This is a genomic window from Daejeonella sp. JGW-45, assembly GCF_029360805.1.
Lineage (GTDB): Bacteria > Bacteroidota > Bacteroidia > Sphingobacteriales > Sphingobacteriaceae > Daejeonella.
In genome coordinates this window covers 73,150-97,230 of record NZ_JARKNC010000001.1, presented here as the reverse complement: position 1 = coordinate 97,230, position 24,081 = coordinate 73,150, and the positions used below count along the sequence as shown (strand labels likewise).

Annotated in this window: 19 protein-coding genes; 11 read left to right on the top strand and 8 right to left on the bottom strand. The window is 44.4% G+C overall.

All coding sequences use genetic code 11. The features are described from left to right. Window positions 1–2 precede the first annotated feature (2 nt). Together P2W76_RS00440 and P2W76_RS00435 are read right to left on the bottom strand one after the other, a co-directional pair. Window positions 3–344 carry a zinc ribbon domain-containing protein YjdM gene (locus P2W76_RS00440; protein ID WP_276345462.1) on the bottom strand — a complete coding sequence of 114 codons (342 nt, stop codon included), beginning with the start codon at window positions 342–344 and terminating at the stop codon, window positions 3–5. Window positions 345–405: 61 nt separating this feature from the next. Continuing rightward, on the bottom strand, window positions 406–954 hold the full coding sequence (locus P2W76_RS00435; protein ID WP_276345461.1) for a hypothetical protein: 549 nt from the start codon (window positions 952–954) through the stop codon (window positions 406–408). A gap of 99 nt (window positions 955–1,053) precedes the next feature. On the opposite strand from P2W76_RS00435, the gene P2W76_RS00430 reads away from it, so the two are divergent. Both P2W76_RS00430 and P2W76_RS00425 read left to right on the top strand, forming a co-directional pair. Then, complete coding sequence (locus P2W76_RS00430; RefSeq protein ID WP_276345460.1) at window positions 1,054–2,013, top strand: rhodanese-related sulfurtransferase; 960 nt, start codon at window positions 1,054–1,056, stop codon at window positions 2,011–2,013. Window positions 2,014–2,059: 46 nt separating this feature from the next. Further along, window positions 2,060–2,830 carry a prolyl oligopeptidase family serine peptidase gene (locus P2W76_RS00425; protein ID WP_276345459.1) on the top strand — a complete coding sequence of 257 codons (771 nt, stop codon included), beginning with the start codon at window positions 2,060–2,062 and terminating at the stop codon, window positions 2,828–2,830. A 21-nt stretch (window positions 2,831–2,851) separates the two neighbouring features. Here the strand turns inward: P2W76_RS00425 and P2W76_RS00420 are convergent, their stop codons facing one another. The 4 genes from P2W76_RS00420 to P2W76_RS00405 all read right to left on the bottom strand — a co-directional run bounded on the left by P2W76_RS00420 (window position 2,852) and on the right by P2W76_RS00405 (window position 10,541). Further along, window positions 2,852–3,664 (bottom strand): hypothetical protein, encoded by an 813-nt coding sequence (locus P2W76_RS00420; protein WP_276345457.1) that lies wholly within the window; start codon window positions 3,662–3,664, stop codon window positions 2,852–2,854. Between the two features lie 11 nt (window positions 3,665–3,675). Continuing rightward, on the bottom strand, window positions 3,676–4,401 hold the full coding sequence (locus tag P2W76_RS00415) for a YebC/PmpR family DNA-binding transcriptional regulator (protein WP_276345456.1): 726 nt from the start codon (window positions 4,399–4,401) through the stop codon (window positions 3,676–3,678). A gap of 121 nt (window positions 4,402–4,522) precedes the next feature. After that, the gene (locus P2W76_RS00410) at window positions 4,523–5,467 is read right to left on the bottom strand and encodes an NAD-dependent epimerase/dehydratase family protein (protein WP_276345455.1); all 945 of its coding nucleotides are present in this window, start codon (window positions 5,465–5,467) and stop codon (window positions 4,523–4,525) included. Between the two features lie 61 nt (window positions 5,468–5,528). Beyond that, window positions 5,529–10,541 carry a lamin tail domain-containing protein gene (locus tag P2W76_RS00405; RefSeq protein ID WP_276345454.1) on the bottom strand — a complete coding sequence of 1,671 codons (5,013 nt, stop codon included), beginning with the start codon at window positions 10,539–10,541 and terminating at the stop codon, window positions 5,529–5,531. Between the two features lie 231 nt (window positions 10,542–10,772). Here P2W76_RS00405 and P2W76_RS00400 point away from each other — a divergent pair, with 231 nt between their 5' ends. Then, window positions 10,773–11,762 (top strand): aspartate-semialdehyde dehydrogenase, encoded by a 990-nt coding sequence (locus P2W76_RS00400; RefSeq protein ID WP_276345453.1) that lies wholly within the window; start codon window positions 10,773–10,775, stop codon window positions 11,760–11,762. Between the two features lie 102 nt (window positions 11,763–11,864). On the opposite strand, the gene P2W76_RS00395 is transcribed toward P2W76_RS00400, so the two are convergent. Then, the gene (locus tag P2W76_RS00395; protein WP_276345452.1) at window positions 11,865–13,154 is read right to left on the bottom strand and encodes an ROK family protein; all 1,290 of its coding nucleotides are present in this window, start codon (window positions 13,152–13,154) and stop codon (window positions 11,865–11,867) included. Window positions 13,155–13,497: 343 nt separating this feature from the next. Here P2W76_RS00395 and P2W76_RS00390 point away from each other — a divergent pair, with 343 nt between their 5' ends. The 8 genes from P2W76_RS00390 to hemH all read left to right on the top strand — a co-directional run bounded on the left by P2W76_RS00390 (window position 13,498) and on the right by hemH (window position 22,816). Beyond that, window positions 13,498–15,153, top strand: a complete 1,656-nt coding sequence (locus P2W76_RS00390; protein WP_276345451.1) for an aminotransferase class V-fold PLP-dependent enzyme — start codon at window positions 13,498–13,500, stop codon at window positions 15,151–15,153. Window positions 15,154–15,248: 95 nt separating this feature from the next. Next, entirely contained in the window at window positions 15,249–15,923 is a 675-nt protein-coding gene (locus P2W76_RS00385; RefSeq protein ID WP_276345450.1) for a carbohydrate-binding family 9-like protein, read from the top strand. Window positions 15,924–15,991: 68 nt separating this feature from the next. Continuing rightward, on the top strand, window positions 15,992–16,951 hold the full coding sequence (locus P2W76_RS00380; RefSeq protein ID WP_276345449.1) for a D-2-hydroxyacid dehydrogenase: 960 nt from the start codon (window positions 15,992–15,994) through the stop codon (window positions 16,949–16,951). Window positions 16,952–17,015: 64 nt separating this feature from the next. Further along, window positions 17,016–18,149, top strand: coding sequence for a glycerate kinase (locus tag P2W76_RS00375; RefSeq protein ID WP_276345448.1), 1,134 nt, complete (start codon window positions 17,016–17,018; stop codon window positions 18,147–18,149). A 54-nt stretch (window positions 18,150–18,203) separates the two neighbouring features. Continuing rightward, entirely contained in the window at window positions 18,204–19,610 is a 1,407-nt protein-coding gene (dacB, locus tag P2W76_RS00370; protein ID WP_276345447.1) for a D-alanyl-D-alanine carboxypeptidase/D-alanyl-D-alanine-endopeptidase, read from the top strand. A gap of 20 nt (window positions 19,611–19,630) precedes the next feature. Further along, on the top strand, window positions 19,631–20,722 hold the full coding sequence (locus tag P2W76_RS00365) for a glycosyltransferase family 2 protein (protein WP_276345446.1): 1,092 nt from the start codon (window positions 19,631–19,633) through the stop codon (window positions 20,720–20,722). A gap of 67 nt (window positions 20,723–20,789) precedes the next feature. Then, complete coding sequence (locus P2W76_RS00360; protein WP_276345445.1) at window positions 20,790–21,638, top strand: 4-hydroxy-3-methylbut-2-enyl diphosphate reductase; 849 nt, start codon at window positions 20,790–20,792, stop codon at window positions 21,636–21,638. Window positions 21,639–21,802: 164 nt separating this feature from the next. Next, window positions 21,803–22,816, top strand: coding sequence for a ferrochelatase (hemH, locus tag P2W76_RS00355; protein WP_276345444.1), 1,014 nt, complete (start codon window positions 21,803–21,805; stop codon window positions 22,814–22,816). Here hemH and P2W76_RS00350 read toward each other — a convergent pair. Continuing rightward, entirely contained in the window at window positions 22,813–24,045 is a 1,233-nt protein-coding gene (locus tag P2W76_RS00350; protein ID WP_276345443.1) for a glycosyltransferase N-terminal domain-containing protein, read from the bottom strand. The genes hemH and P2W76_RS00350 overlap by 4 nt on opposite strands. Between the last annotated feature and the right edge of the window lie 36 nt (window positions 24,046–24,081).

Genomic DNA, 24,081 nt, shown 5'->3' with positions numbered 1-24,081 from the left:
CACTACGCCTTCTTGACAAATTCCGATTTTAATGCCATCGAGCCGAAGCCCTCGATCTTGCAGGAGATATTATGGTCGCCATCTGTTAGACGGATATTCTTCACTTTAGTCCCTGCTTTTAAAGGTTTTGGTGCCCCTTTAACGGGCAGGTCCTTAATTACCACGACCGAATCACCATCATTTAGCTGGTTGCCGTTTGCATCCAGTACTTTCAGGCTATCATCGGAGTCAACTTTTTCCTCCTCTATGATCCACTCATGGAAACATTGTGAACAAACCATTTTATCGCGATCAGGGTAAGTGAATTCTGAATTGCATTTCGGACAAGCGCTAATATTACTCATTTGTATGGGTTTAGTATGGCAAAGATAAAAAAAGATGACCGGGAAAACTTTCGGGAGGTGATTACTGGTGCACTATCTCAGAAACGTTGCGAAACCCGGCGATAAATGTATTCCTTGTTTTTAGGCTTTCTTCGTTCAATGGGCTTTGCACAACTCCGAGAATAGTTTCCGTGCTAAGGTCGAATTCCAGTATGCTTGCCCAGAACTCGACACCATTGATAGACATTTTTACGATTGTGTGTTCATCAATTGATTCAAATTCGGAGGGCTCTGGCTTATCGGAACCGGTAATGATAGAAAGCGTTACAGCGTCATCAAGCTCGGGGCATTTGATTTCGGCGTCCCCGGATTCTTCTAATCCCTCTTCCAAAATATCCCGCCGGTATTCAATCCACCAGGCTTTAAGCCTTTCCATCATAGCGTCTATTTCTTCCTTCGGGTAGGCGTCGAATCTGTCGATCTCGTCAATCACGGAGAATTCCATTTCCTCAACGCCATAATCTTCCAGCTGAATTAAAGCACGTGGCGTCCTGGTATGATATGCATACCTTAGAAAGCCGTACTCAGAGAGCTGATTCTCTGCGAATAAAAACTCGGCGACTTCTTCCATCCGCCAAAGATAGGGACACCTTTGAGATTTGCAAAACACCCTCCAGCTTTGTATCTTTGCGCCGCATTAAACGCTGTTTGCAGCAGTATCAATGATTTTATGACTACATACAATACACTCCTGTACTATTGCTATAGTGCAATAGAAGACGCTGAACAATTTGCAGCCGATCATCTTAAATTTTGTAAGAGCCTGGGCCTTGTTGGACGTATCATCGTAGCCGACGAAGGATTGAACGGCACCGTTTCAGGTACCGTGGAATCCTGTAAAGCCTATATGGACCATCTGCATGCAGATGCCCGATTTGCCTCAATCGATTTCAAAGTGGATGAAGTTGCTGAGCCATCCTTTATCAAGATGCACTGCCGTTACAAATCGGAGATCGTGCATTCCGGTCTGCGCGATCCGCAGATTATCAACCCGGAAAAGAAGACCGGTATTCACCTCGAAGCGGATGAATTTATTAAGATGAAAGACAATGAGGATGTAGTGGTACTGGACGTTCGGTCGGACTATGAGCACTCAATTGGCAGATTTAAGAATGCAGTTACCCTGGATATCGAAAATTTCCGCGACTTCCCTAAAAAGATCAACGAACTGGCGCAGTATAAGGACAAAAAGATAATTACCTACTGTACCGGTGGCATTAAATGTGAGAAGGCCTCCGCTTTATTGCTGCACGAAGGTTTTGAAAACGTTTATCAATTGCATGGGGGAATCATTAAATATGGGAAAGAAGCGGGTGGGAAAGATTTTGAAGGTAAGTGCTACGTTTTCGATAACCGTGTTGCAGTTGATGTCAATTCAGTAAACCCGGTGGTTATTTCCATTTGCCGCAACTGCGGGAGTCACACCACTAAAATGATCAACTGCGCAAATCCTGAATGCAATGAACATTTCACCCAATGCGATGCCTGCGGCGAAAAACTGGAAGGCGCGTGTTCAGAACTTTGCCAGTCTCACCCCAGAAGGCGTGTGTATGACGGTACAGGCTATTATGTAAAAGTTCCGCAACCAGTCAATATTCATAAACAAAAGCTTAGCCGTGCAGACCAGTGAAGTTCTTTAATTTTCGTTAATTTGATCTCCTGAAATCAAATTAGCTATGAAGAAGAGTTTTTGCCTGACGATGTTGTTGGTGATCCTGCACGGTATATCAATCGCACAAAATAATACGTATTCCAAAGAGACCCTTATCGAAGGGGCGGACAGCCTGCGTTACCGGCTCCTGCTTCCCGAGAATTTCGATCCTGCGATGAAGTATCCTGTTTTATTCTTCTTACATGGTTCTGGCGAGCGTGGGAATGATAATGAGGCACAGCTAATACACGGCGGTAATCTTTTCCAGAGTAAAGAGGTAAGAAGTGGATTTCCGGCTATCGTAGTATTTCCGCAATGCCCGAAGAATGATTTCTGGGCAAACGTGAAATTCGGTACTGGTGCCGATAGATTTATGTTCCAGCAAGGCGGTGATCCCGGCAAGGCCATGAAACAGCTGCTCAACCTGGTTGACCACTTCAGGTCGTTAAAGTATACCGATAGAGACCAGTTCTATATCGGCGGGCTCTCTATGGGTGGAATGGGTACGCTCGAGGTGCTCCGGCGGAAACCGAAAGTTTTTGCAGCTGCTTTTTCTATCTGCGGAGGCGATAATGTTGCCAATGTTAAAAAATACAGGAAGGTTCCGCTCTGGTTCTTCCATGGCGGCAAAGATACTGCTGTACCGCCTGAGAGATCCCAGGTTGTAGTGGCTGAGCTGCAGAAATATAAATCACCGGTTAAATTAACTATGTACCCGGATGCAGGTCATAATAGCTGGGATGCAGCATTTGCGGAGCCTGAGTTGTTGCCATGGCTCTTTTCTCACAAGAAATAGCTTTTTGTCAATGCTTAAGGACTAGTCTTCGTTCTTGGGCTTAGTGATGGAAGGTTTAAACCGGGGTTTGTAAGCGGGCTTAGTTTCTATGACGGCTTGAGCGGCAGTTTCTGAAACCGGGTCGCCGGAATCTGAAGCACGGCTGTTTGCGTCTGAATTTTCTTCTTCTTGTTTCTGCTGATCTTCCGGGTTTAGTTCCTTCGGCGCGGATGCTGGAGGCACTGGCGGGGCATTGGTTATACCTGGCTTAAATCTTGGTTTAAAGGCCGGTTTAGCTTGCTCTGCGGGCGCGGCCTCTTTTATTTCAGGATCATTTTCCCTTGGAGCAGCAACTGCCGCTTTAAATCTTGGCTTGTATGCAGGCTTATTTGTTTTCGTTTCAGTTTTTTCCTCTTTGACATATTTATCCTCAGTTACTTCGGAAGGCGCGCTGCTCGTCAGCCTGGGCTTAAACCTTGGTTTAAATGCCGGTTTAGTTTCTTCTGACTGAATGCTTTCTGGATTCTCCTGCTGTGTGGTGGGAGGCGGCTTAATAGCGGCAGGCTTAAAGCGCGGTGTATAAACTGTTGCTTCCACAGAAGGGGAGAGCAGGGGTTCGGCTTGGGAAGCAAGTTCATTTACTTTAGTCACTTCCGCCGGAGGTACCGGTTTAGGTTCTTCTTTTGTATGATACACGCGGCGAAGCTTATTAAAAAGAAACTTCTTGCTGTGATCAAAGCTTTTTTCACCCATCTGCCTATAGTGACTCTCGAATTCCGAGTATAGACCTGGCTCGGCAGCTTTTAGCTGAGCCAGGTCTATCTTTTTCTTTATAAAGAATTCTTCGAAAGTCATCGTCGGTACTATTATTCTGACATATTGTGGTAAACAGCCTGCACGTCATCGTCTTCCTCAAGCTTATCGATAAGTTTGAACACATCAGCAGCTTGTTCTTCGGTTACTGTTGTGGTTGATTCTGAAACCCGTTCCAGCTTAGCACTGATCACCTGAATGCCTTTTTCTTCGAGCGCTTTCTGCATTTTACCGAAGTCTTCAAAGGATGTATGAATTACGCCAACGTCTTTACCAGCCTCGTCTTCCTCTACATAAAGGTCTTCCAGTCCGGAATCGATCAGTTCAAGTTCCAGTTCATCCAGCTCCATTTCGCCCGGATCAAAACGGAAAACAGATTTGCGGGTGAAAATAAAATCCAGTGAGCCGGTTTTACCCAGAGTACCATTGGTCTTGTTGAAATAGCTTCGTACGTTGGCAACTGTCCGGTTGGTGTTATCAGTTGCAGTTTCGATCAATACAGCAACGCCGTGTGGTGCATAGCCCTCATAAACTATTTCTTCGTAGTTACTTTCGTCTTTGTTACTGGCACGTTTAATAGCCGCTTCTACGGTATGCTTAGGCATGTTCACCGCCTTGGCATTTTGCATCGCTGTGCGTAAGCGGGAATTTGCTTCAGGGTTTGATCCGCCGTCCTTCACGGCCATCACGATCTCTTTACCAAGCCGGGTGAACTGAACGGCCATTTTCGCCCAGCGTTTAAATTTTCTTTCTTTACGGAATTCGAATGCTCTTCCCATATTTTATTGTATGCTTTTTTATCGGAGCTAAATTGCTTATTTATCTTTTATTTTACAGCCTAACAGGAAAGGTTTTTTAAGTTGGGATCCGGGAAAATTTGCAACCCTGCCATAGTGTTGGTTATCTTTTTAAATTATTGAACATTTCCATGGCTAGTTTAGACAGGTCAAATTCCGGTTTCCAGGCCCAGTCTTTCTGCGCCTGGCTATCATCGATGGATTTAGGCCAGCTTGATGCTATTGCCTGGCGCTGGTCATATTCGGTATAGTATAGCTTGAAGCCTGGAATATGTCTTCTGATCTCTTCAGCAAGGGTCTCCGGGGTAAAGCTCATGCCTGTAAAATTATAGGACGAGCGAATATTTATGCTTTCTGCAGGGGCATCCATCAGTTCAATGGTACCGCGAATCGCATCATCGATATACATCATCGGCAACTCGGTATCTGCCGACAAGAATGAATGGTAACTGCCTTTTTTCAATGCATCATGAAAGATGTGTATCGCGTAATCTGTAGTGCCACCGCCAGGTGCAGCTTTCCAGCTGATAAGTCCCGGATAGCGGATACTTCGTACGTCTATACCGTATTTCTGGAAATAATATTCACACCAGCGCTCACCGGCCAGCTTGCTGATACCATAAACCGTATTAGGATCCATCACACAATACTGAGGTGTTTGCACCTTCGGCGAATTTGGGCCGAAAACAGCAATTGAGCTCGGCCAGTAGATCTTAGGAGTTTTAAATTCTTCCGCCAGATCCAACACATTCAGCAGCCCGTTCATGTTGAGGTCCCAGGCAAGCTTGGGGTTCTGCTCCCCCGTGGCCGACAAAAGCGCCGCCAGCAGGTATACCTGGGTGGGTTTATATTTTTGGAAAATATTCTTCAGAATGTCTTTCTCAAGCACATTTACAAATTCAAAGGGCCCGGCATTTTTGATGTCGTAATCAGGACGGCGGATGTCGCATGCTATGACCTGCCCATCGCCATAGATCTTCCTTAACTCACTTACAAGTTCCGTCCCAATTTGCCCGTTCGAACCGATAACTACGATTGTATCACGCATAATAATTGGTTTTATCAAATGTAAGGATTTCGGACGTGTTCCAACCCTAATGGGTCGCACCTTATAGTTTAATTGCAAGGGCAAATGCTTTGCGGAACCGTTCTACGTTGCCACTTGCGTCAAATATCTCTGCGTAGATGACATATATCCCCGGGCCGGACAAGTTATTCTGCTCGTCAAGGCCATCCCATGTAAGAATGCCCTGTTTGTTTAAGGTCGAATTTTTTAATAAGCTTTTGATAAGGAGGCCTTTGTCGTTCAGGATCTTCACTGTTGCGACCATGCCGGGAACCGTCATATTATAGCTTACCTCCATAAGATCTTCAAAACCGTCACTGTCGGGCGAAAAGGTTTTTGAGCTTAAGGTAAACTCCTCCGTGCCGGGCTGAAAGGAACTGAATTGTGAATTTTTATAGCCGGGTGTTGCATATCCGGAGGCAGCGGTAGCTGACCTGAAATTACCCGGAATATTTGCATCCAGGTCGAAGCGGCTTCTTTCCAGGGAAATTCCCTCGAATTTCTTAAGTAACTGGAAATGCATTTTCTCCGAATAGTTGAACCTGTCAATGATATTGCTGCCGCTTAAAAGCAGCACGGTTCCGTTGTTATCATTAAACGCTGGCATCGGTGCGATCTTTAAAATGTGTGCGGAGGCTCCAATGGAGTATTCTTCAGCGATGTTTTCCGGATCTGCCGTGAAGACCAGATGCTGCCCGGGTGCAATTAATGACTGGGTTGTACTTATTTTCTTAACGGAACTGATGCTGTCTTTTAGCATGGTAGCAATAAAGAGCTCCTGCAGGTCAAGATCGTGTTTGGTGTTGTTGTAGACCTCAACAAAATCTGCACCTCCGGGCCTGGGGTTAAATAGAACTTCATTGATAAGGATGTCGGATTTTAGAATAGGTTTTGTCAGGGTGAACTCTGCCCGGTCAAAGTCTTTGGATATCTCTGATCCTGTGCAGTTTCGCAATCCTTTCACTTCAAGCGCATAAGTATGGCCCTTTGCCGGTGGGGCTTTAAGCCTGAGAAGTATTGTGTTAAAATATGGCGCGATGGGTGTTATGGATGCCGGTGCGCCAACACCGTTGTTTATAGCATAGTTTCCCGGGTCTAATGCTGATAAACTATCAACCGCGTGGTTAAATGTCAGCAAAAGGTGTATACTGTCGGCCATAGACGCGTGCTGCAGCTTTAAAGACTCGGGCTCGGAAATCAGATAAACAGAATTTATTTTTCCGGGTGTTCCGCCGGAAGCATCTTTTGACGCCTGCCAGTTTTGAATGCCGGCACATACGGAAGCGGGGTTAATCATTTCCAGGGAATAACCTCCCGCTTTTTTTCCGGTATCTTTATACCATGACTTGGCGTATGCGACTTTCTGAAGCTCCCTGCCTTTGTTATTTTTAAGGAACAGGACATCACTGTCATTATTTAGTGCTGGCCAGATATTTAAACCATGCACCTTGCCAAGCTTAACAAAATTTAAAGTATCCTTTTCAGGACAAAGGATCAGGTAGCCTCCCGGGTCTATACGTCCCGAAGTAAACTTATACTGATTTCTTTCGTCGCCGTAAATCAGACCCGCCAGGCTTACCGTATTTGCAGTTAGGTTATGCAATTCAATAAACTCGGTTTCCGGTAGATCTACCGAAGGCGAGGGGGCCGCAAAGATCTCGTTGATTATAATCGGGAAGTCTAAATCCGGCTCAGCCGGGATCGTAAATGATGCCTGCGCCTCCTGAGCTTTGGATCTCAGTCCTGAACAATTGAAAAGAGAATCTGCCGAAAGCAAGTAGGTGATGCCTTCTTTAAATTTCGAGGCAAAGCCAAGAGTGACCTGTTCATAGTCATCGGATACGATAAGAGTTTTCGCATATCCCATGCCATTGTTAACAGAGAAAAAAGTGGGGGTTAAATAGGATGTATCGGGAATGGTATTTAGTTTAATGACGATTGTGCTATCAGACGTGTGTTTTATCCAATCTATTCGGATCAGCGCTTCATTTCCGTTGATTTGCCGGCTGTTAGCTCTTCCGGGCGTACCTCCCGAGTCATCCTGGGATGCGACCCAACTATAAAAACCGCTGCACGAGCTGTTTGAAAGGTTGATTCTTTCCAGAGACCAGCCACCATTTTTTTTCATCCGGCTTTTGTACCATTTGTCGGAATAGTCGACAGAATCAACTAAGCGCTGACGGAAGCTTTTTATAGTTAGCCGGTCGCTACTATTTCCAAGTGCTGGCCAGGGGTTTAAGCCGATCACATTGCCATATTGTTTAAACGACAGCGTATCAGCAACCGGACAAAGAATGACATATTCTCTGGCACCGATAGCTTTGGACGGAATTAAGCTTTTTGTGTTTACGTCACTTAACACCCATTTCGAAAGATCAATGGTTCCCAAACCCGGATTGTATATTTCAATGTATTCGGTCAGGGGCAGTCCAATCTCCGGCGAAGGATCCGCAAATATTTCAGTTATTATCACCCGGCCTGTATCAATCTTCACTATTGGCAGCGGGGCAGTTTTAAACTTAATTAACTGCGTGTCGATGAGCTTATTACCGGAGCAATCCATAATGTTTGAGATCATCAATTCGTAATCGCTTCCGGGGTCGAGCTTGCTTGGCCAGGTAAGGCTTGCTTCCCTGGCTTCCCGGCCGAAAGTGAGTGTTTTAACCAGGGGGCCGGACGATAGCTTAAAGTTATCGATGAGCAGACTAGCTTCGTAGACCGGCCTGTTAAAGTATATTTTCATTGTCGTATCCGAGACGATCTGTACGCTATCTGCTTTTAATGCCGTGCGATTTAGGCCGGCTGAATTTCGTTTGCCCGGCGTGCCGCCAACGGTGTCAACCGATGCGGTCCAATTAAGAAAATCGTTGCAGATGGATTTGAGATCAATTCTTTCGAGGCTCCAGCCTCCTGTTTTTTTTGACTGGTTGTGATACCAGGTGTCGGAGTATGAAACGGAGTCTGCCAGGCGGTTCTTATGACTCCTCAGGCTGATCTGGTCTGAACTATTGTTCAGCGACGGCCATGGGCTCAGGCCAATTGTTTTGCCATACTTTTTATAAGTCAGGGTATCTGCTGCCGGGCAAAGTATAATATACTCCTGCGGTAATATTTTTTGCTTGGGAAAGATAGTTTCGGTACCGGGATCGCTAAGGGTCCATTTGTCGAGCTCTACAGTATCTTTTGATGGGTTATAGATCTCAATAAACTCTACCAATGGCAAAAGAACCTCGGGTGAAGGATCGGCGAATATTTCGGTTATTATGATCAGCGCGCTGTCGGGTCTCTCTGGTATGGGGTCAGGGAGATTTGTGGTTTTAAATTTTAACGTACTCTGATCTCTGGAAAGCTGGATTCCGCTGCAATCGGTCACGTTCGAAATAGTTAGATTGTATTCCGTTCCCGGCTTAAATTTTTCATTATAATAAATGGTTAACCGCTTTAATTCTTCATCAGCCGTAATTTTCCCGGTAATGCCAGCCGGTGGCGTAAGGGTGAAATTCTCGGCGATCAGCGCCTTATTGCTCAGCGACTTATTGAAGAATACTCGGATGGTAGTATCTGAGAGTTGCTTTAGGCTGTCCGCGTACAACGGCAGAAGGTCCGTTTCGGAAAGATAGATTGAGTTTTCCTTCCCGGGAGTCCCCCCGGCTGTATCATCAGACGGGAGCCAGTTAAAGATCCCCTCGCACGTTGACTTCGGATCTTTTCGCTCAAGAGTCCATCCGCCTGTTTTCTTTGCTGCACTTCTATACCATGTATCTGCATAGTTTACCGAATCAATGACCTCCCCCGTGCTGATCAGCTTCAGAAGATCGCCGGCGTTATTCAATGATGGCCAGGGTGAGAGGCCAATCGTTTTTCCAAAGGGTTGAAAATCTGAGGTGTCAGTGCGAGCGCAAAGAATGATAAAGCCGCCCGGGTCGATGCTGATCTCTCCGAGTGTGGACGAGCTTCCTGAATCACTGAATTTCCAGTTTTTTAATGAGATAGACTGATCGCTGTTATTGCGTAGTTCGACAAACTCTGCAGAAGGGAGGCTTATAGGAGGAGAAGGATCTGCAAATATTTCATTGATAACTATATCGCCGGGTTTAGGCAAATAGGGTTTCACATAGGTAAACGCTTTGCTGTCCTCCATCAGGTTACCATTTCTGTCTTTAACAGCTGATACATGGAGATTATAAGTTCCGCTGGCGAGACCGCCCGCTAGTTTTAATACGAATCTTGCGGGGTCAACGGTCGTTGATACTCCGGTAACGAATACATTGGGATTGATCGAAAAATTACTCGCGGTTTTTACCGTCAGGCTATCCATTGCTTCGTTGAAAGTAATTTCCAGAGTATTTGAGTCGATGGCCGAAACTGAAACCAGGTCTGGCGGCATGATGTCGAGGAGGATAGGCTCAACCTTAATATTATCGAAAAAATGCTTGAAAAAGAAAGATGCTGTCGATTGCTGGACAAATACCCCGAAGTGTGTAGAAGTTACATGTGTAAGATCAGTTATTGATCCCTCTGTGAGATAGGATGAACCCGCAGATACAATCTCGCGTTCCAGGGTAAAAAGCCCATTGATATCTCTTTTTAATTTGACTTTAACGGTGTTATTCGACGATCCTACAGCCCCATTTATTCCGTCAATAATTTTGATGCTGGTATTGATCGCCCCTGACCTTTTATACAGGCTTATTTCATCATCTGTGTTGCCAATCCTGATGAAATATCCGTTAATGGATGCAGCTTTAAGATCTTCCTTATCGGAAATAACGTAGATGTCTGTATAATTTGCACCAGAGGTGCTAAGTTGAAGATTTACCCAGATTTCCCATTGAGTTCCGGTAGCCAGGGTACTGGCGGTGCTGATAAAGAAACTCGAATTTGCAGTACTCGAGTTTGATCTGAGTTTATTATCCGAGATGATGAAGTCCGTATTACTGTTGTTCCCACTCCACTCTGGGTTAACGGTAAAGTTTCCGTCGCTAAAATCGTCGCTGACCTGGGCGTGAAGAATGCCACATACAAAAATTCCTAATAATAACAGGATCTGTTTCATATTGCGTAAAAACAGGAATAAAAATCGTTAGTGTTTTGACAATACTGGCTCAGAATGAGTGAGTGGTAGGAATTTTTCTCTATAGGGTAAATTATCGGACATTAAATTCCTCAGCCGTTGATGCGTGCTAAACCTATGCTATCGATTTCAGTACGTTTTAGCTTAATGACCTAAAAAAATCCCATATTTGCTTAATTAAAATAATAATAACGTATAAAAAACATTAAAAAAATGAAAGTCGCAGTAGTAGGCGCTACCGGCCTTGTAGGCTCGGTGATGTTAAAAGTTTTAGCAGAGCGCAATTTCCCAGTAACAGAATTGATTCCCGTAGCTTCTGCAAAGAGCGCCGGTAAACAGATCGAGTTCAAGGGAAAGAAGTACACTGTTGTGACCATGGACGACGCCGTGGCGATGAAACCGGATGTGGCTCTATTTTCGGCAGGTGGAAGCACGTCGCTTGAAAATGCACCGCGTTTTGCTGAGGCTGGCACTACAGTAATTGATAATTCTTCAGCGTGGAGAATGGATCCGTCAAAGAAGCTGGTTGTACCGGAGGTCAATGCCTCGGTATTAGGAGCAGACGATAAGATCATCGCTAACCCAAACTGTTCAACAATCCAGATGGTGGTGGTGTTAAAGCCGCTGCACGAGAAATATAAAATTAAACGGGTGGTGGTTTCAACCTACCAGTCGGTTACCGGTACAGGCGTAAAGGCTGTCGACCAAATGATGAATGAGCGTAAAGGTGTGAGTGGCGAAATGGCTTATGCTTACCCTATCGACCTGAACGTGATACCCCAGATTGACGTGTTTACAGCCAACGGCTACACCAAGGAGGAGATGAAGATGATCCTTGAAACCAAGAAGATTATAGGGGATGATTCGATCCGTGTTACTGCAACAACTGTTCGCATCCCTGTAATGGGCGGCCACTCTGAATCGGTAAACATAGAATTTGAGAATGATTTTGATCTTGCCGAAGTACGTTCTATCCTGGAGAAAGAGGAGGGTATTATTGTGGTTGATGACCCGGCAAACCTTAAATATCCGATGCCGATGGACGCCCACGAAAAAGACGAAGTTTTTGTTGGAAGGATCCGGCGTGACGAGTCGCAGGCTAATGCCCTGAATCTTTGGATCGTAGCAGATAATCTCCGGAAAGGCGCAGCAACAAACGCAGTGCAGATCGCTGAATATCTGATGGAAAATAAACTGATATAGGGAATAGGAGAATAGGAAATGGGGAATAGGATAAGCTAAAAAGTCAATTCAAATTCCCCATTTGCTATTTCCCATTTACTATTTCCCATGCTATTCCCTTTATCAACTAGCTTTGCTCAGGGAAACCGCCATAGCTGAACGGTAGCTGGCTAATTCTATCTGTTTCTCGAAGGTTTTTTCCAGTACAATGCTGGCAGATACTTGCAGGCCGCCTACATTCCCAAGGTTGGACAAGGCTATATGTGTATTTTCCCGGATACGGGTGCTGCAATAAATATTTACCGCGTGTTTGATAGGGATGGTGATATATTGTTTGGCTTCAGCTATTTTTCCGCTCAGGATGATCAGTTCGGGATTGAACAACTGTATAAGCGTTGATATCCCCTTTCCTAGATTGTGACCGACTTCAGCGAGAATATTTATGGCATATTGATCGCCCTTGTTTGCGGCATCAATGATAGCCTGCGGTTCGATTTGTTCGACCTCTTCATCGGGTATCACATTAATTAGTGAACTTTCTCCGTAGTATACTCCCTGCTTGGCCATCCTCGCTATCGCCATGCCCGAGGCTACCGTTTCAAGGCATCCTCGTTTACCACAAAAGCAGTACTCGCCTTCATCTACAAAAGGAATGTGGCCAATTTCACCAGCAAACCCCGAAGTCCCACTTTGAAGTTTACCGTCCATGATTATTCCCAGCCCCAGCCCCCAATCCATAAGAAGTACGAGCACATTTTTCCTGCCGGAGGCTAATCCAAATCGAAATTCAGCCAATGCATTTGTCTTTACATCATTTTCAATATAAACCGGCTTTTGGAATAATTCTTCAAGTGTGCCCTGTAAAGTTTTTGAATCATTCCTTGAAAAAAGGAAGGTGTAGTTTTTCCCAGAAGTGGCATCTACCAATCCCGGCATACTTATTCCAATACCTACCAGCCTATTTGTATCGATTCCGGATGACCGGATCACATCATCGGCATACTGGTGCAATTGGCTTATTGCACTTTTGTCTTTAGTCATACGCAGGGGAAAGCTGCGAACGGCAGTTATATTGTTGTTATTATTGTCAAACAGAGCAATTTCAGTTTTGAAGCGCTCCATCCCGATGCTCAATACAAAAAACGAATTGTCCTTAAGGCAATAAAGCTCAGGTTTACGACCACCTACCGATCTGCCTTTACCCTTCTTCTCAATCAGTCCTTCAGAAAGAAGTTCATTTAATAAGATGATCGATGTAGGTGAACTGATATTGAGCAAGCGGTAAATATCAGCATTGGATTTAGCTCCTTGCGCGTGCAGAAGCTTCACTAACCGGACTTTCTGTAAGTACTTTCTTCTTTCAATATTGCTGAGCGTATCTAAGTAATTTTTGTCTACAAGAAAATATTTCATTGATGTCCCGCCAATTGTTTAGACATATTTACCAATTATTTTGATCATTTCATAACTATGAATTTGTAAACCATGTAATTAGCAATCAGAGACGGTTAAATTCGATGTCAGACGGAGAACTCCAGTATTCAGGCAATACTTTGAAAAAAATCAGGTGCCTGGCCTGAAATTAGGCTGTTAAATAAATAATTCCAATATTTACTACGCCCTGTTTATTATCGAGATTTTAATAAAATTCAAAATAGAAATTGGGGATTTTGAACTTATCTCCGGGCCCGGGATGCGAGGCAACCCGGATTGCTTTTGAGTTCCACATAAACGAACTGTAGACAAACTAATAAATATGAAACGTAGAAACGCAATTAAGGGCATGGCGATACTTCCAATAGCGGGGGGATTCTTATCAAAAGATTCATTGGCCGCGCCATCTGACGTCACGGCTTTGCCAGCGATCAAGCCGCTGGGAGATTCAATCACAACCACGACCTCTTTTATGGACGAGACAAATATTTTCCGTTCTATTGGCGTCGAGCCGGTAATAAATTGCATGGGTACTTATACGATTATTGGGGGATCTATCGAACGGCCGGCAGTTCGGGAAGCCATGGATGCCGCTTCACATAATTTTGTGCAGTATGACGAGTTGGCTGAAGGTATAGGTCAGAGGCTGGCGGATTTAACCAAAACCGAATGGGGGATGGTATCTGCGGGTTGTGCCGCTGGCCTTAAGCATATTACTGCTGCATGTGTAACGGGGGGTAATCCAGAGTTGCTTCTTCGCATACCCGATCTGACAGGGCTGGAAAAAACTGAAGTGATCATTCCCAGATACGCGCGTACTTCTTATGATCACGCAATACGGAATATTGGGGTTAAGATCGTGCATGTGAATAATGCTGAAGAGCTTGAGAAAGCAATCAATCCCAGAACGGCAATGATCTACGTGACTACAAGTAATACGTCGGCTACCGGGCAGCCCTTATCTCTCGAAGTAATTGCTGGAATAGCGAAACCTAAGAATATTCCGATTTTGGTCGATGCCGCTGCAGAGGATTTGACTATTCCGCCGGTTCACCTGAAACGAGGGGCGACGATAGTAGCATACAGCGGCGGCAAGGCTATTTGCGGTCCGCAATGTGCGGGGTTGATGTTGGGAGATAAGGCAATATTAAAGTCGGCGTGGCAAGCCAGTTCGCCGCATCACGGTCCGGGACGTGATAATAAGGTCGGCAGGGAAGAGATGATAGGAATGCTTGCAGCGGTAGAGGATTGGACTAAACGTGATCACGGAGCTGAATGGAAAAGGTGGATGGGATGGATAGACACGATCGTTAGGAAGGTCTCGCCTATACAGGGGGTAGAAACGAAAGTTATAGAACCTAAGGTCCTTAATAATAAAACCCCGGTTTTAAGTGTTATCTGGGACCCTGAAAAATTAAATGTTACCAGTTTTGAGATTGCTGAAGAGCTTGGAAGGAGTAAGCCGCGGGTTGCATTGGCTGCTAAGAACGAAGCTGACGGTAAAACGTCCGTTAGTATTACGACAGGTCAGATGCAGGCGGGTGAGGAAAAAATCGTTGCAGATCGTCTTTACGAAGTGCTTTCAAAGAAGCGGACTGCTAAACCGGAAATGACTTCTCCGGTGGCAGATCTTTCCGGCCGCTGGGATGTGAGCGTAAATTTCTTCAGCAGCACCAGCCAACACGCGTTTACTCTTGAGCAAGATGGTAACTGGCTTAGCGGAACACATAAGGGCAACCTGAATACAGGGAATGTTAATGGTACCATCGACGGAAACCAGGTAAAGCTTCGGAGTGCAATCCCACTCGTCGGCGATAGCCTGAGCTTTTTGTTTTCGGGAATGGTCACCGGTGATACGTTTTCGGGGAATATACATTTAGGTGAATACCAGACAGCCACCTTTACAGCTACCCGGAATAAGAAAAAGCCAGCAAGAGAGAGAGTAATGATACCTGGAGGCCCGCCATTGGCGACATGATTTGGAAAGTGAAACTTAGATTGAAAACTGTTAAATATACTTTGTCGCTGCTCAGCATTATCATGCTCTGTAGTTTTATTGTATTATCTCAAGAGATGCCGGAAGTACATCCGGCAGGACCGAGCTATAAAGTGAAGAAGCTGAAGGGGAATATGAAGATTGATGCAGACTGGAATAAAGCCCAATGGCGCAATATTAAGCCGTTGAATATAACGAACTTAATGGGTAAGGCCCCGTCATTTATCCCTGCGGCACAGGCAAAAATGATGTATGATGAAAAAAACCTGTATGTTATTTTCCGGGTTAATGAGCGGTTTATTAAAGTCGTCACAGACAAGATAAACGGGCCGGTCTGGAGAGACTCCGCTGTGGAGTTTTTCTTTTCACCGGATGCCACTGAGCCTTTAAAGTATTTCAACCTGGAAACGAACGGTGGCGGGACACCCTTATTGGGCTATAACGGCGATCGCAGGATCCAAGTCGATGAGATGGATATCAGGAAAATAGAAATAGCGCATACTCTACCCAAGCTAGTGGACCCGGAAATGACTGAGCCGCGTGAATGGGTTATTGAATACCGGATACCTGTTTTGATGTTGGAAGCATATTCTAAAATAACCCGTCCAGCAAAAGGTGTCGAGTGGCGAGCTAACTTTTATAAGATTGCAGAAAATACATCGAACATTCATTTTTTGACCTGGTCTGTAGTTAAAAATGACAAACCCAATTTTCATCTTCCCAGATTTTTCGGGACGTTAAAGTTTATGTAGCTGCCACTAAGCCTGCACTTCACGAGGCATGGCGAAAGGTGTTGTCGTGATTAATAAAATATTTAGACATGAAGATAGTTGTACTGGATGGGTATACACTGAACCCTGGCGACATAAGTTGGGATGGAATTAGTGAACTAGGCGATTTGAAGGTGCATGACCGGACGCCCGAAGATAAGATCGTAGAGCGTGCCGGCGATGCTGAAATAATTTTTACAAACAAGACACCTCTAAGAGAAGGTATTCTGAAAGAGCTGCCACACCTTAAATATATTGGTGTATTAGCTACCGGATATAACGTTGTTGATATCGACTACGCTACAGCACATGGGATAGTAGTAGCGAATATACCCGGCTACGGCACGGCCTCGGTAGTTCAGATGACGATGGCCCTGCTGCTTGAACTCTGTCTGCATGTACAGGAGCACAGTGATTCGGTTCGTAAGGGTGACTGGGCTGCTTCTCCGGATTTTTGTTATTGGAAGTTTCCTTTAGTTGAGTTGGCCGGGAAAACAATGGGTATTATCGGATTCGGGGATATAGGGAGCAGCGTTGCTGATGTTGCCACTGCCTTTGGCATGAATATTATCGGTTCATCCCGAACTCAGAGCGATCAGTCAGCGCGGAAGAACTTTAAATGGGCTGAGGTGCCTGAGCTGTTGAGAGAATCAGACGTAGTTAGTATTCATTGTCCTCTGCTTCCCGAGACAAAGGGCCTCATTAATTCAGAAAGTCTCAGAACGATGAAACCCTCGTCATTTTTGCTGAACACATCGCGCGGACCGATTGTTGTTGATCAAGATCTTGCCAATGCCTTAAATAATAATATCATTGCCGGGGCAGGGATTGATGTACTATCGGTAGAGCCACCCCCAGTTGACTCTCCGCTTTTTAGAGCTAAAAACTGCATCATCACTCCTCATATTGCCTGGGCAACTAAAGAAGCCCGGTCACGGCTAATGGATATAGCGGAAAAGAATTTAATTTCGTTCCTGGAGGGTAAGCCTGTTAATGTCGTAAACAAATAAGCTGCACATAATCGAGTATTTGTACATTTAGGTCTTGGTTGATAAATTTATTGAAAGACGCTGAATGCATATACTTATAGCTCCGAACGCTTTTAAGAATAGTCTTGACGCCCGTGCTGTTGCCGAGGCCATAAGCAGGGGATTAATGTCTTCGACGCTGATCTGCACTACAGAATGTTTTCCTATTGGAGATGGCGGAGATGGAACCGCGGCTATTATCATCGAACGCTTTAACGGCACAAGAGTAGGTCTTGAAGTCAAAGATTCTTTGGGAAGACAAATTGAATCGTCGTTTGGTCTTATTAATGGAGGTAAAACAGCCGTTATAGAAATGGCGGATGCTTCCGGTTTGCGCCTGTTGGGCGAGGACGAATTGGATCCGCTCAAGACGTCGTCTTTTGGTACAGGCCAGATGATTATCGCCGCACTTGACAAGGGCGTTACCGAAATTATATTAGGATTGGGTGGATCAGCGACGGTTGATGGCGGTGCCGGCCTGCTCAACGCCCTGGGTGTAAGGTTTTTAGATAAAGATGGTAGGGCTTTAATGCCTGATCCGCAGAGTCTTGCTGTTCTGGATAAGATCGACTTGGCCAGCCTGGATGAGAGAATCCTTGGGTGTAAGATCACGGTTTTATGCGATGTGGACAACCCTCTGCTTGGTGCGGATGGAGCTGCTGCTGTATTTGGTCCGCAAAAAGGGGCGAAGTATGAAGATCTGCCAAAGCTCGAAGGGGTGCTTTTCAAGCTAAATGAGCTTATTTTTAAGCAAAATGGCAAACGAATGGATGTCCTGAAGCACGGGGGGGCAGCTGGCGGCACGGCCGCAGGGCTTCACGCTTTTATCGATGCAGATTTGGTTGAAGGCGCTGAGCACCTTTTAAAGATTACAGGATTCGATGAAAGACTGGATAAATGCGATCTTCTTATCACGGGAGAGGGCAGTTTGGATGAACAAACCCTGCAGGGCAAAGCGCCCTATGCAGTCGCACTCCGGGCAAAAAAAAGAAATATCCCGGTAATAGGTGTGGGAGGCAACCTGCCTTTACGCCGGCACGGAGAATTAGAGAAATATTTCGATGCTTTAGTGCCCATCGGGCATCGTCCCTCAAACCTCGTAACAGCCATAAGTAACACAGAAGCCAATTTAGTGCGCACCGGCATAATGATCGGAAATTTATTGTCCGTAAAAAGATAAATAGCCTATTTTTACCCTTAGCGTCTACTCCTTAAACTTATTGCATAACATTTTATGAAGTATATCTTTTCCTTGTTCCTGATTCTGAAAGTCTGCACCGTGGCAGCTCAATCTCTCCAGCAGCGAATTGAAAATGCATTCCGCAAATTCGAATCGGATAGTCAGATGGCATTTGGCACAGCTTCCCTTACCGTAGTGAATGGCGAAACCGGTGAAATAATATTTTCAAAAAATGGGAATACAGGACTGGCATCGGCATCTACTCTTAAGACGGTTACAGCAGCAACTGCTTATCACTTACTTGGAAAAGATTTCATCTGGGAAACAACATTAGGATATACAGGTTCCATCGCCGCGGATGGGATTCTTTATGGGGATATAATAATTACGGGCAGTGGCGACCCCAGTCTGGGAAGCGAACGATACGAGCAGACAAAAAGCGAAAAAATGTTGCAACGATGGGCAGACGCGATACAGAACGCGGGAATAAAGAAAGTAGCTGGGCGCATTATATCAGATGACAGATTGTTCGGAACACAGACATTACCCGGGGGGTGGACATGGCAGGATATCGGTAACTATTATGGTGCTGGCCCTTCAACGCTTACCTGGAGGGAAAATCAATTTGACCTGATCTTCAAGGCGGGAAGAGTTGGCGAACCCGCCGAGCTAATACGCACTGAGCCCGACATGCGCTATTTGAAGATAGTTAACGAAGTAACAACAGCGCGTCCCGGAACCGGGGATAATGTGTACGCATATTCTGCGCCTTACTCGAACGTGGTTTATTTGCGGGGTACTTACGGTTTAGACCTTAAAAAAGTTATTTCAGCATCTGTACCGGACCCTGCACTGGATCTGGCTCATAGTCTGTTTAATAAATTAAAAGCCTCAGGGATATTTGCAGAGGCCGTCAGTACTGCGAGAGAACTGAGTAAAGAAAAGCTCGATTTCCAGCCTGCTGCCCGCATACTGGACATCTATACATCGCCAAGTCTCGAGAAGATTGTGTATTGGTTTAATCAAAAGAGCATTAATCTTTTTGGTGAGCACCTGGTTAAGACTATGGCTTGGAAACAAGGAAAGGAGATCACGATACCCGAAGGAGTCGATATAATTAAAGATTTTTGGAGTAAAAAGATCGGCATTGATAAAAATGCCATGAATATTTATGATGGTAGCGGCCTTTCTCCCTCTAACCGGATCACAACCTTGTCGATGGCTCAGATATTGCAGTCACTTAAGCGCGAACCTTGGTTTAACAGTTTTTATGAAAGTCTGCCGGTTTACAATAATATGAAAATGAAAAGCGGGAGCATTGCCGATGTTGTAGCGTACGCTGGATATCAGACAAGTTCCAACGGTACCCCATTGGTTTTTTCATTTATCGTTAACAATTATAGTGGCAGCAGCTCCGCTACACGGCAAAAGCTGTTTAGTGTGCTTGATGTTTTGAAGTAGCCGATATATCTGGCCATTTTATGATACTAATCTACTTTATCTTCCTTTTCATGATATTGCGGTTTACCGTGACGCTTTTTAATTTCATATCAAACCCAAAGCTTACAATCGCTCCTCGTTCCTATGATGAATTTGTCTCCATTCTTATACCGGCCAGAAACAAGGAGCGCAATATTTTAGACCTTTTGCAGTCAATCCGCGGGCAGGAGTATAGTAATTATGAAGTGATTATACTTGATGATCATTCTACTGATGAAACTCTGGCAGTTTGCCGGAAATTCTGCGAAGGAGATAAGAGGTTCAGAGTTGTTTCAGGCAAAGACATTCCTGCGGGATGGCAGGGAAAAAATTATGCCTGTTATCAACTAGCCGAACACGCGCGGGGGGCGTTTTTAATGTTTCTTGATGCGGATGGGATAGTCAATGACGGCCTTATTAACAATTCGATCCATAGGATGAAGTTCTACCGGCTGGATCTGTTAAGCTTGTTTGCAAATCAGTTGATGATTTCATGGGGAGAGCGAGTTATCGTGCCGTTAATTCATTTTATCCTTCTGAATTTGCTCCCGTTAAGGCTTGTCAGGTTATCGAAAAGTCCTGCCTTCTCAACTGCGAGTGGGCAGTTTATGCTCTTTAGTACCAGCTCTTATCAAGAAAATCAATGGCATGAGCTTGTCAGGGAAAGGGTTGTGGAAGATATTGAGATTATGAAGCTGTTGAAAGCCTCTGGTTTGAGGGGCGAAACGTTGCTGGCTAACCGATATATTTTCTACCGCACATATAGAAACTTCAGTGAAGCTTTCAGGGGATTTAGTAAGAATTTTTTCGCTGGCTTTAACAATAATGTAATCGGACTGTTCCTGTACTTGTTTCTTGTAATCCTGGGCCCCTTAGCTATAGCTTATATTTTGAGTGCTGAGCTTTTATTCTTTGCTTTATCACTGATAGTCTTAAGCCGGGTTATGATTTCATTGATGTCTGGCCAGAATGTATGGTTAAACATACTACTGCACCCTATTCAAATGGCTTTAATGATATTCCTCGCCGTGGTATCGGTAAACAACTATTTCACTAAAATACCTGCCTGGAAAGGCAGAACGATAAAGAACTGATTTAATAGGCACCTGAAAAGATTTTCGTATTTTTGCTGGGTTCTTTATAGTCAGGGAGATGCATGAAATGAAATTGAACCTCAATGTTACCATAGATCAGGATTCCGGATTTTGTTTCGGCGTGGTTTATGCCATTGATATGGCCGAAGAGATCCTCGCAGAAGATGGTTATTTATATTGTCTTGGAGATATCGTTCATAATGATGATGAGGTGGCCCGCTTAAAGCAAAAGGGACTTAAAATTATTAGCCATCAGGACCTGGCAAACATACGAAACGAAAAGGTGCTGATCCGGGCGCACGGCGAGGCACCTGATACATATAAAATAGCACTTGAAAATAATATTACCCTTATAGACGCTTCCTGTCCTGTTGTCCTCAAGCTGCAGAATCGCATAAAAAACACTCATGATAATAAGGAAAAGGTTTTAATATTTGGCAAACATGGTCACGCTGAAGTGATCGGCCTTCAGGGGCAGACTAACAACGAAGCGATAGTATTCCAGGATATTGCAGAGCTGGAAGATGTAGATCTTCCTCATAAATTTACTTTATACAGTCAAACCACAAAGAGTACTGCCAAATTTTATCAGATTAAAGATGAGCTCATAAAACGCGGCTACGATATTAAAGCTAACGACACGATATGCAGGCAGGTTTCGAACAGAGACGAAGATCTAAGAAAGTTCGTTGTTAACTACGATCATATAGTATTCGTTTCGGGTAAGAAATCCTCGAATGGTAAGGTTCTTTATGAAGTTTGCAAACAATATAACCCTAACACTTATTTTGTATCCAACGAGAATGAAATAAATAAGGAAATGTTCAGTCCCGGCGATAAAATAGGTATATGCGGCGCTACATCTACTCCAATGTGGCTGATGACACAGGTCAAAAACGCCCTTGAGTCTTTTTAACTAAATTTTGATCTTATTTATAGTTTACACCGGCCTTCTCGCCAGAGGGGCGCTGAACGTTTGTTACAAATAGCTAAAAGATAGATTGTTTTTATAAAGTCAAATCGGAGGAAGGATTTCTTTATGAAAGCTGTCAAGACTATCTTTGGCGTTCTTTAAAGCATATGAATAAAAAAGGCGTTTTACTTGTTAATTTAGGCACACCCGATAGTCCGTCGACTGCAGATGTGAGAAAATACCTCGACGAATTTCTAATGGACGAGCGGGTGATCGATATTCCCGCCTTTAACAGAACACTTTTGGTAAGGGGTTTAATCGTTCCTTTTAGGAGTCCAAAAACCGCTAAGCTTTACAAAGAGATATGGGATGAGAACGGCTCGCCGCTTTTGTATTACAGTGTTCGGCAGCAGGTTTTACTACAGGAAAAGCTCGGGGACGAATACCAGGTTGAATTAGCGATGCGTTATCAGAATCCTTCTATATCATCGGCGCTCGAACGTTTAAAAGCATCGGGGGTATCCAGCATAAAAGTGCTGCCCTTGTTCCCGCAGTATGCTTCAGCAAGTACTGGATCTGTTATTCAGAAGATAATGGAGATAGTAGCAAAATGGCCTACGATCCCTCCAATATCTTTTATTAATTCGTTCTATGATGATGAATTAATGATTAGGGTGTTTGCTGAAAATGGGAAGAAGTATCAGCCGGAAACCTATGATCACATACTTTTTAGCTTTCATGGCCTGCCTGAGCGGCAGATCGTGAAATCGACATACCCGCCTAAAAATGAGAGCAGGGAAGAAAGCCTCAGCTTTGAACTCACAGATGCCAATCAATTTAGCTATCTGGCGCAATCCAACGAAACAGCCCGGCTGATCGCCGAAAAGCTTAATATTTCAAAAGACAATTACTCTATCTGCTTTCAATCCCGTTTGGGTAAAGAGCCATGGGTTCAACCCTATACAACTGATGTTCTTAAGAAACTTGCTTCCGAAGGGAAAAAGAGGCTTCTCGTATTTAGTCCGGCTTTTGTAGCTGACTGTCTTGAGACGTTATACGAGATAACGGTTGAGTATCATGAGGAATTCAAGGAAATGGGCGGAGAGCATGTTCAACTGGTTGAGAGTCTCAACGAGCACCCACTTTGGATAGAGGCTCTTGCCCGGATGGCGAAGTCTTAGCGGAAGAATCCTTTATTTTCGAGGTGCTCAAGAATAATATCCGTAGCACCTGCATTTTTTAGGATATAATCTTTAGCTATCCGGCCTGCTTTTAGCCTGACGCCATCGTCGGTTAAATATTGCATACGTTTTAAGAGATCCGCTGAGTTTTGTATGGAAAAGGCCGAACCGAGCTCTATCATGTCTACAGCTTCCTGAAATTTGTTGAAATTAGGTCCGAAGATTACGGGTAAGCCAAAAGCTGCCGCTTCCTGGGTATTATGAATCCCAACGCCAAACCCTCCGCCAATATAGGCTATATCGCCATATTGATAAAGATTGGACAACAATCCTATACTATCAACTATAAGAACTTGTTTGTTCGTGTCATGCGTTTTAATTTCCGATAGTTTAACCGAATTTGGGAATATTTTTTCTACCTGGAGGATATGTTCATTGTGGGTTTCGTGAGGTGCGACAATAAATTTCCAATCAGGATTATCCGCAGTCAGCGAGGCTAGCAAAGCCTCATCTTCCGGCCAGGTGCTGCCAGCGATGAACGTCTTTTTATTCCTGCAAAATTTGCCCACCTCCGGTACAGGTACCGGCTGGTTCGAATTTTTCACTACCCTGTCGAAACGCGTGTCTCCGGTTACAGTAACATTTGTTAATCCCAGCGTGTTTAGAAGCTCTTTACTTGCTTCATTCTGGACAAAGAAATGTGAAACCATGTGAAGCATTCTGCGATGCAGGCTCCCGTACCATTTGAAGAAAGGCTGATTCTTCCTGAAAATGCCCGAAACGATAAATAGGGGGATCTCTTTTTGCTGAAGTTCTGCAAAGTAATGATACCAATATTCATATTTTGTAAAAACAGCAAATGCAGGATTTATTAACGTGATAAATTCACTGGCATTTTTTTGCGTGTCTAAGGGGAGGTAAAATACGTGCTCAGCAAGTTTGTAATCCTTCCTGACCTCATAGCCGGAGGGCGAGAAAAAAGTGATTACTATAGAGATTCCCGGATGTTTTATTTTTATTCCTTCCAACACCGGTCTCCCCTGTTCAAATTCACCGAGGGACGCGAAATGAAACCATACACGATTTTCGTGAGCCGGTAATTGATTCCCGATATGGTATAAAAGATCTTTCCTCCCGTTAATCCATGCTGCCGCTTTTTTGTTTTTTAAGGATGCCAATCCGATAACAAAGCGATATACATGAACACCTAAATCGTACAAAAAAAGCATTTTGAAACTTAATTCTTATCTTCGTCGAAGATAGGT

Bases quoted from the DNA above. Each gene is read 5' to 3' on its own strand.
- P2W76_RS00360 (WP_276345445.1), top strand. From the start codon at position 20,790: ATGAAATTGAACCTCAATGTTACCATAGATCAGGATTCCGGATTTTGT.
- P2W76_RS00350 (WP_276345443.1), bottom strand. From the start codon at position 24,045: ATGCTTTTTTTGTACGATTTAGGTGTTCATGTATATCGCTTTGTTATC.
- P2W76_RS00365 (WP_276345446.1), top strand. From the start codon at position 19,631: ATGATACTAATCTACTTTATCTTCCTTTTCATGATATTGCGGTTTACC.
- P2W76_RS00380 (WP_276345449.1), top strand. From the start codon at position 15,992: ATGAAGATAGTTGTACTGGATGGGTATACACTGAACCCTGGCGACATA.
- P2W76_RS00390 (WP_276345451.1), top strand. From the start codon at position 13,498: ATGAAACGTAGAAACGCAATTAAGGGCATGGCGATACTTCCAATAGCG.
- hemH (WP_276345444.1), top strand. From the start codon at position 21,803: ATGAATAAAAAAGGCGTTTTACTTGTTAATTTAGGCACACCCGATAGT.
- P2W76_RS00395 (WP_276345452.1), bottom strand. From the start codon at position 13,154: ATGAAATATTTTCTTGTAGACAAAAATTACTTAGATACGCTCAGCAAT.
- P2W76_RS00440 (WP_276345462.1), bottom strand. From the start codon at position 344: ATGAGTAATATTAGCGCTTGTCCGAAATGCAATTCAGAATTCACTTAC.
- dacB (WP_276345447.1), top strand. From the start codon at position 18,204: ATGAAGTATATCTTTTCCTTGTTCCTGATTCTGAAAGTCTGCACCGTG.
- P2W76_RS00405 (WP_276345454.1), bottom strand. From the start codon at position 10,541: ATGAAACAGATCCTGTTATTATTAGGAATTTTTGTATGTGGCATTCTT.
- P2W76_RS00415 (WP_276345456.1), bottom strand. From the start codon at position 4,401: ATGGGAAGAGCATTCGAATTCCGTAAAGAAAGAAAATTTAAACGCTGG.
- P2W76_RS00400 (WP_276345453.1), top strand. From the start codon at position 10,773: ATGAAAGTCGCAGTAGTAGGCGCTACCGGCCTTGTAGGCTCGGTGATG.
- P2W76_RS00375 (WP_276345448.1), top strand. From the start codon at position 17,016: ATGCATATACTTATAGCTCCGAACGCTTTTAAGAATAGTCTTGACGCC.
- P2W76_RS00435 (WP_276345461.1), bottom strand. From the start codon at position 954: ATGGAAGAAGTCGCCGAGTTTTTATTCGCAGAGAATCAGCTCTCTGAG.
- P2W76_RS00420 (WP_276345457.1), bottom strand. From the start codon at position 3,664: ATGACTTTCGAAGAATTCTTTATAAAGAAAAAGATAGACCTGGCTCAG.
- P2W76_RS00425 (WP_276345459.1), top strand. From the start codon at position 2,060: ATGAAGAAGAGTTTTTGCCTGACGATGTTGTTGGTGATCCTGCACGGT.
- P2W76_RS00410 (WP_276345455.1), bottom strand. From the start codon at position 5,467: ATGCGTGATACAATCGTAGTTATCGGTTCGAACGGGCAAATTGGGACG.
- P2W76_RS00430 (WP_276345460.1), top strand. From the start codon at position 1,054: ATGACTACATACAATACACTCCTGTACTATTGCTATAGTGCAATAGAA.
- P2W76_RS00385 (WP_276345450.1), top strand. From the start codon at position 15,249: ATGCCGGAAGTACATCCGGCAGGACCGAGCTATAAAGTGAAGAAGCTG.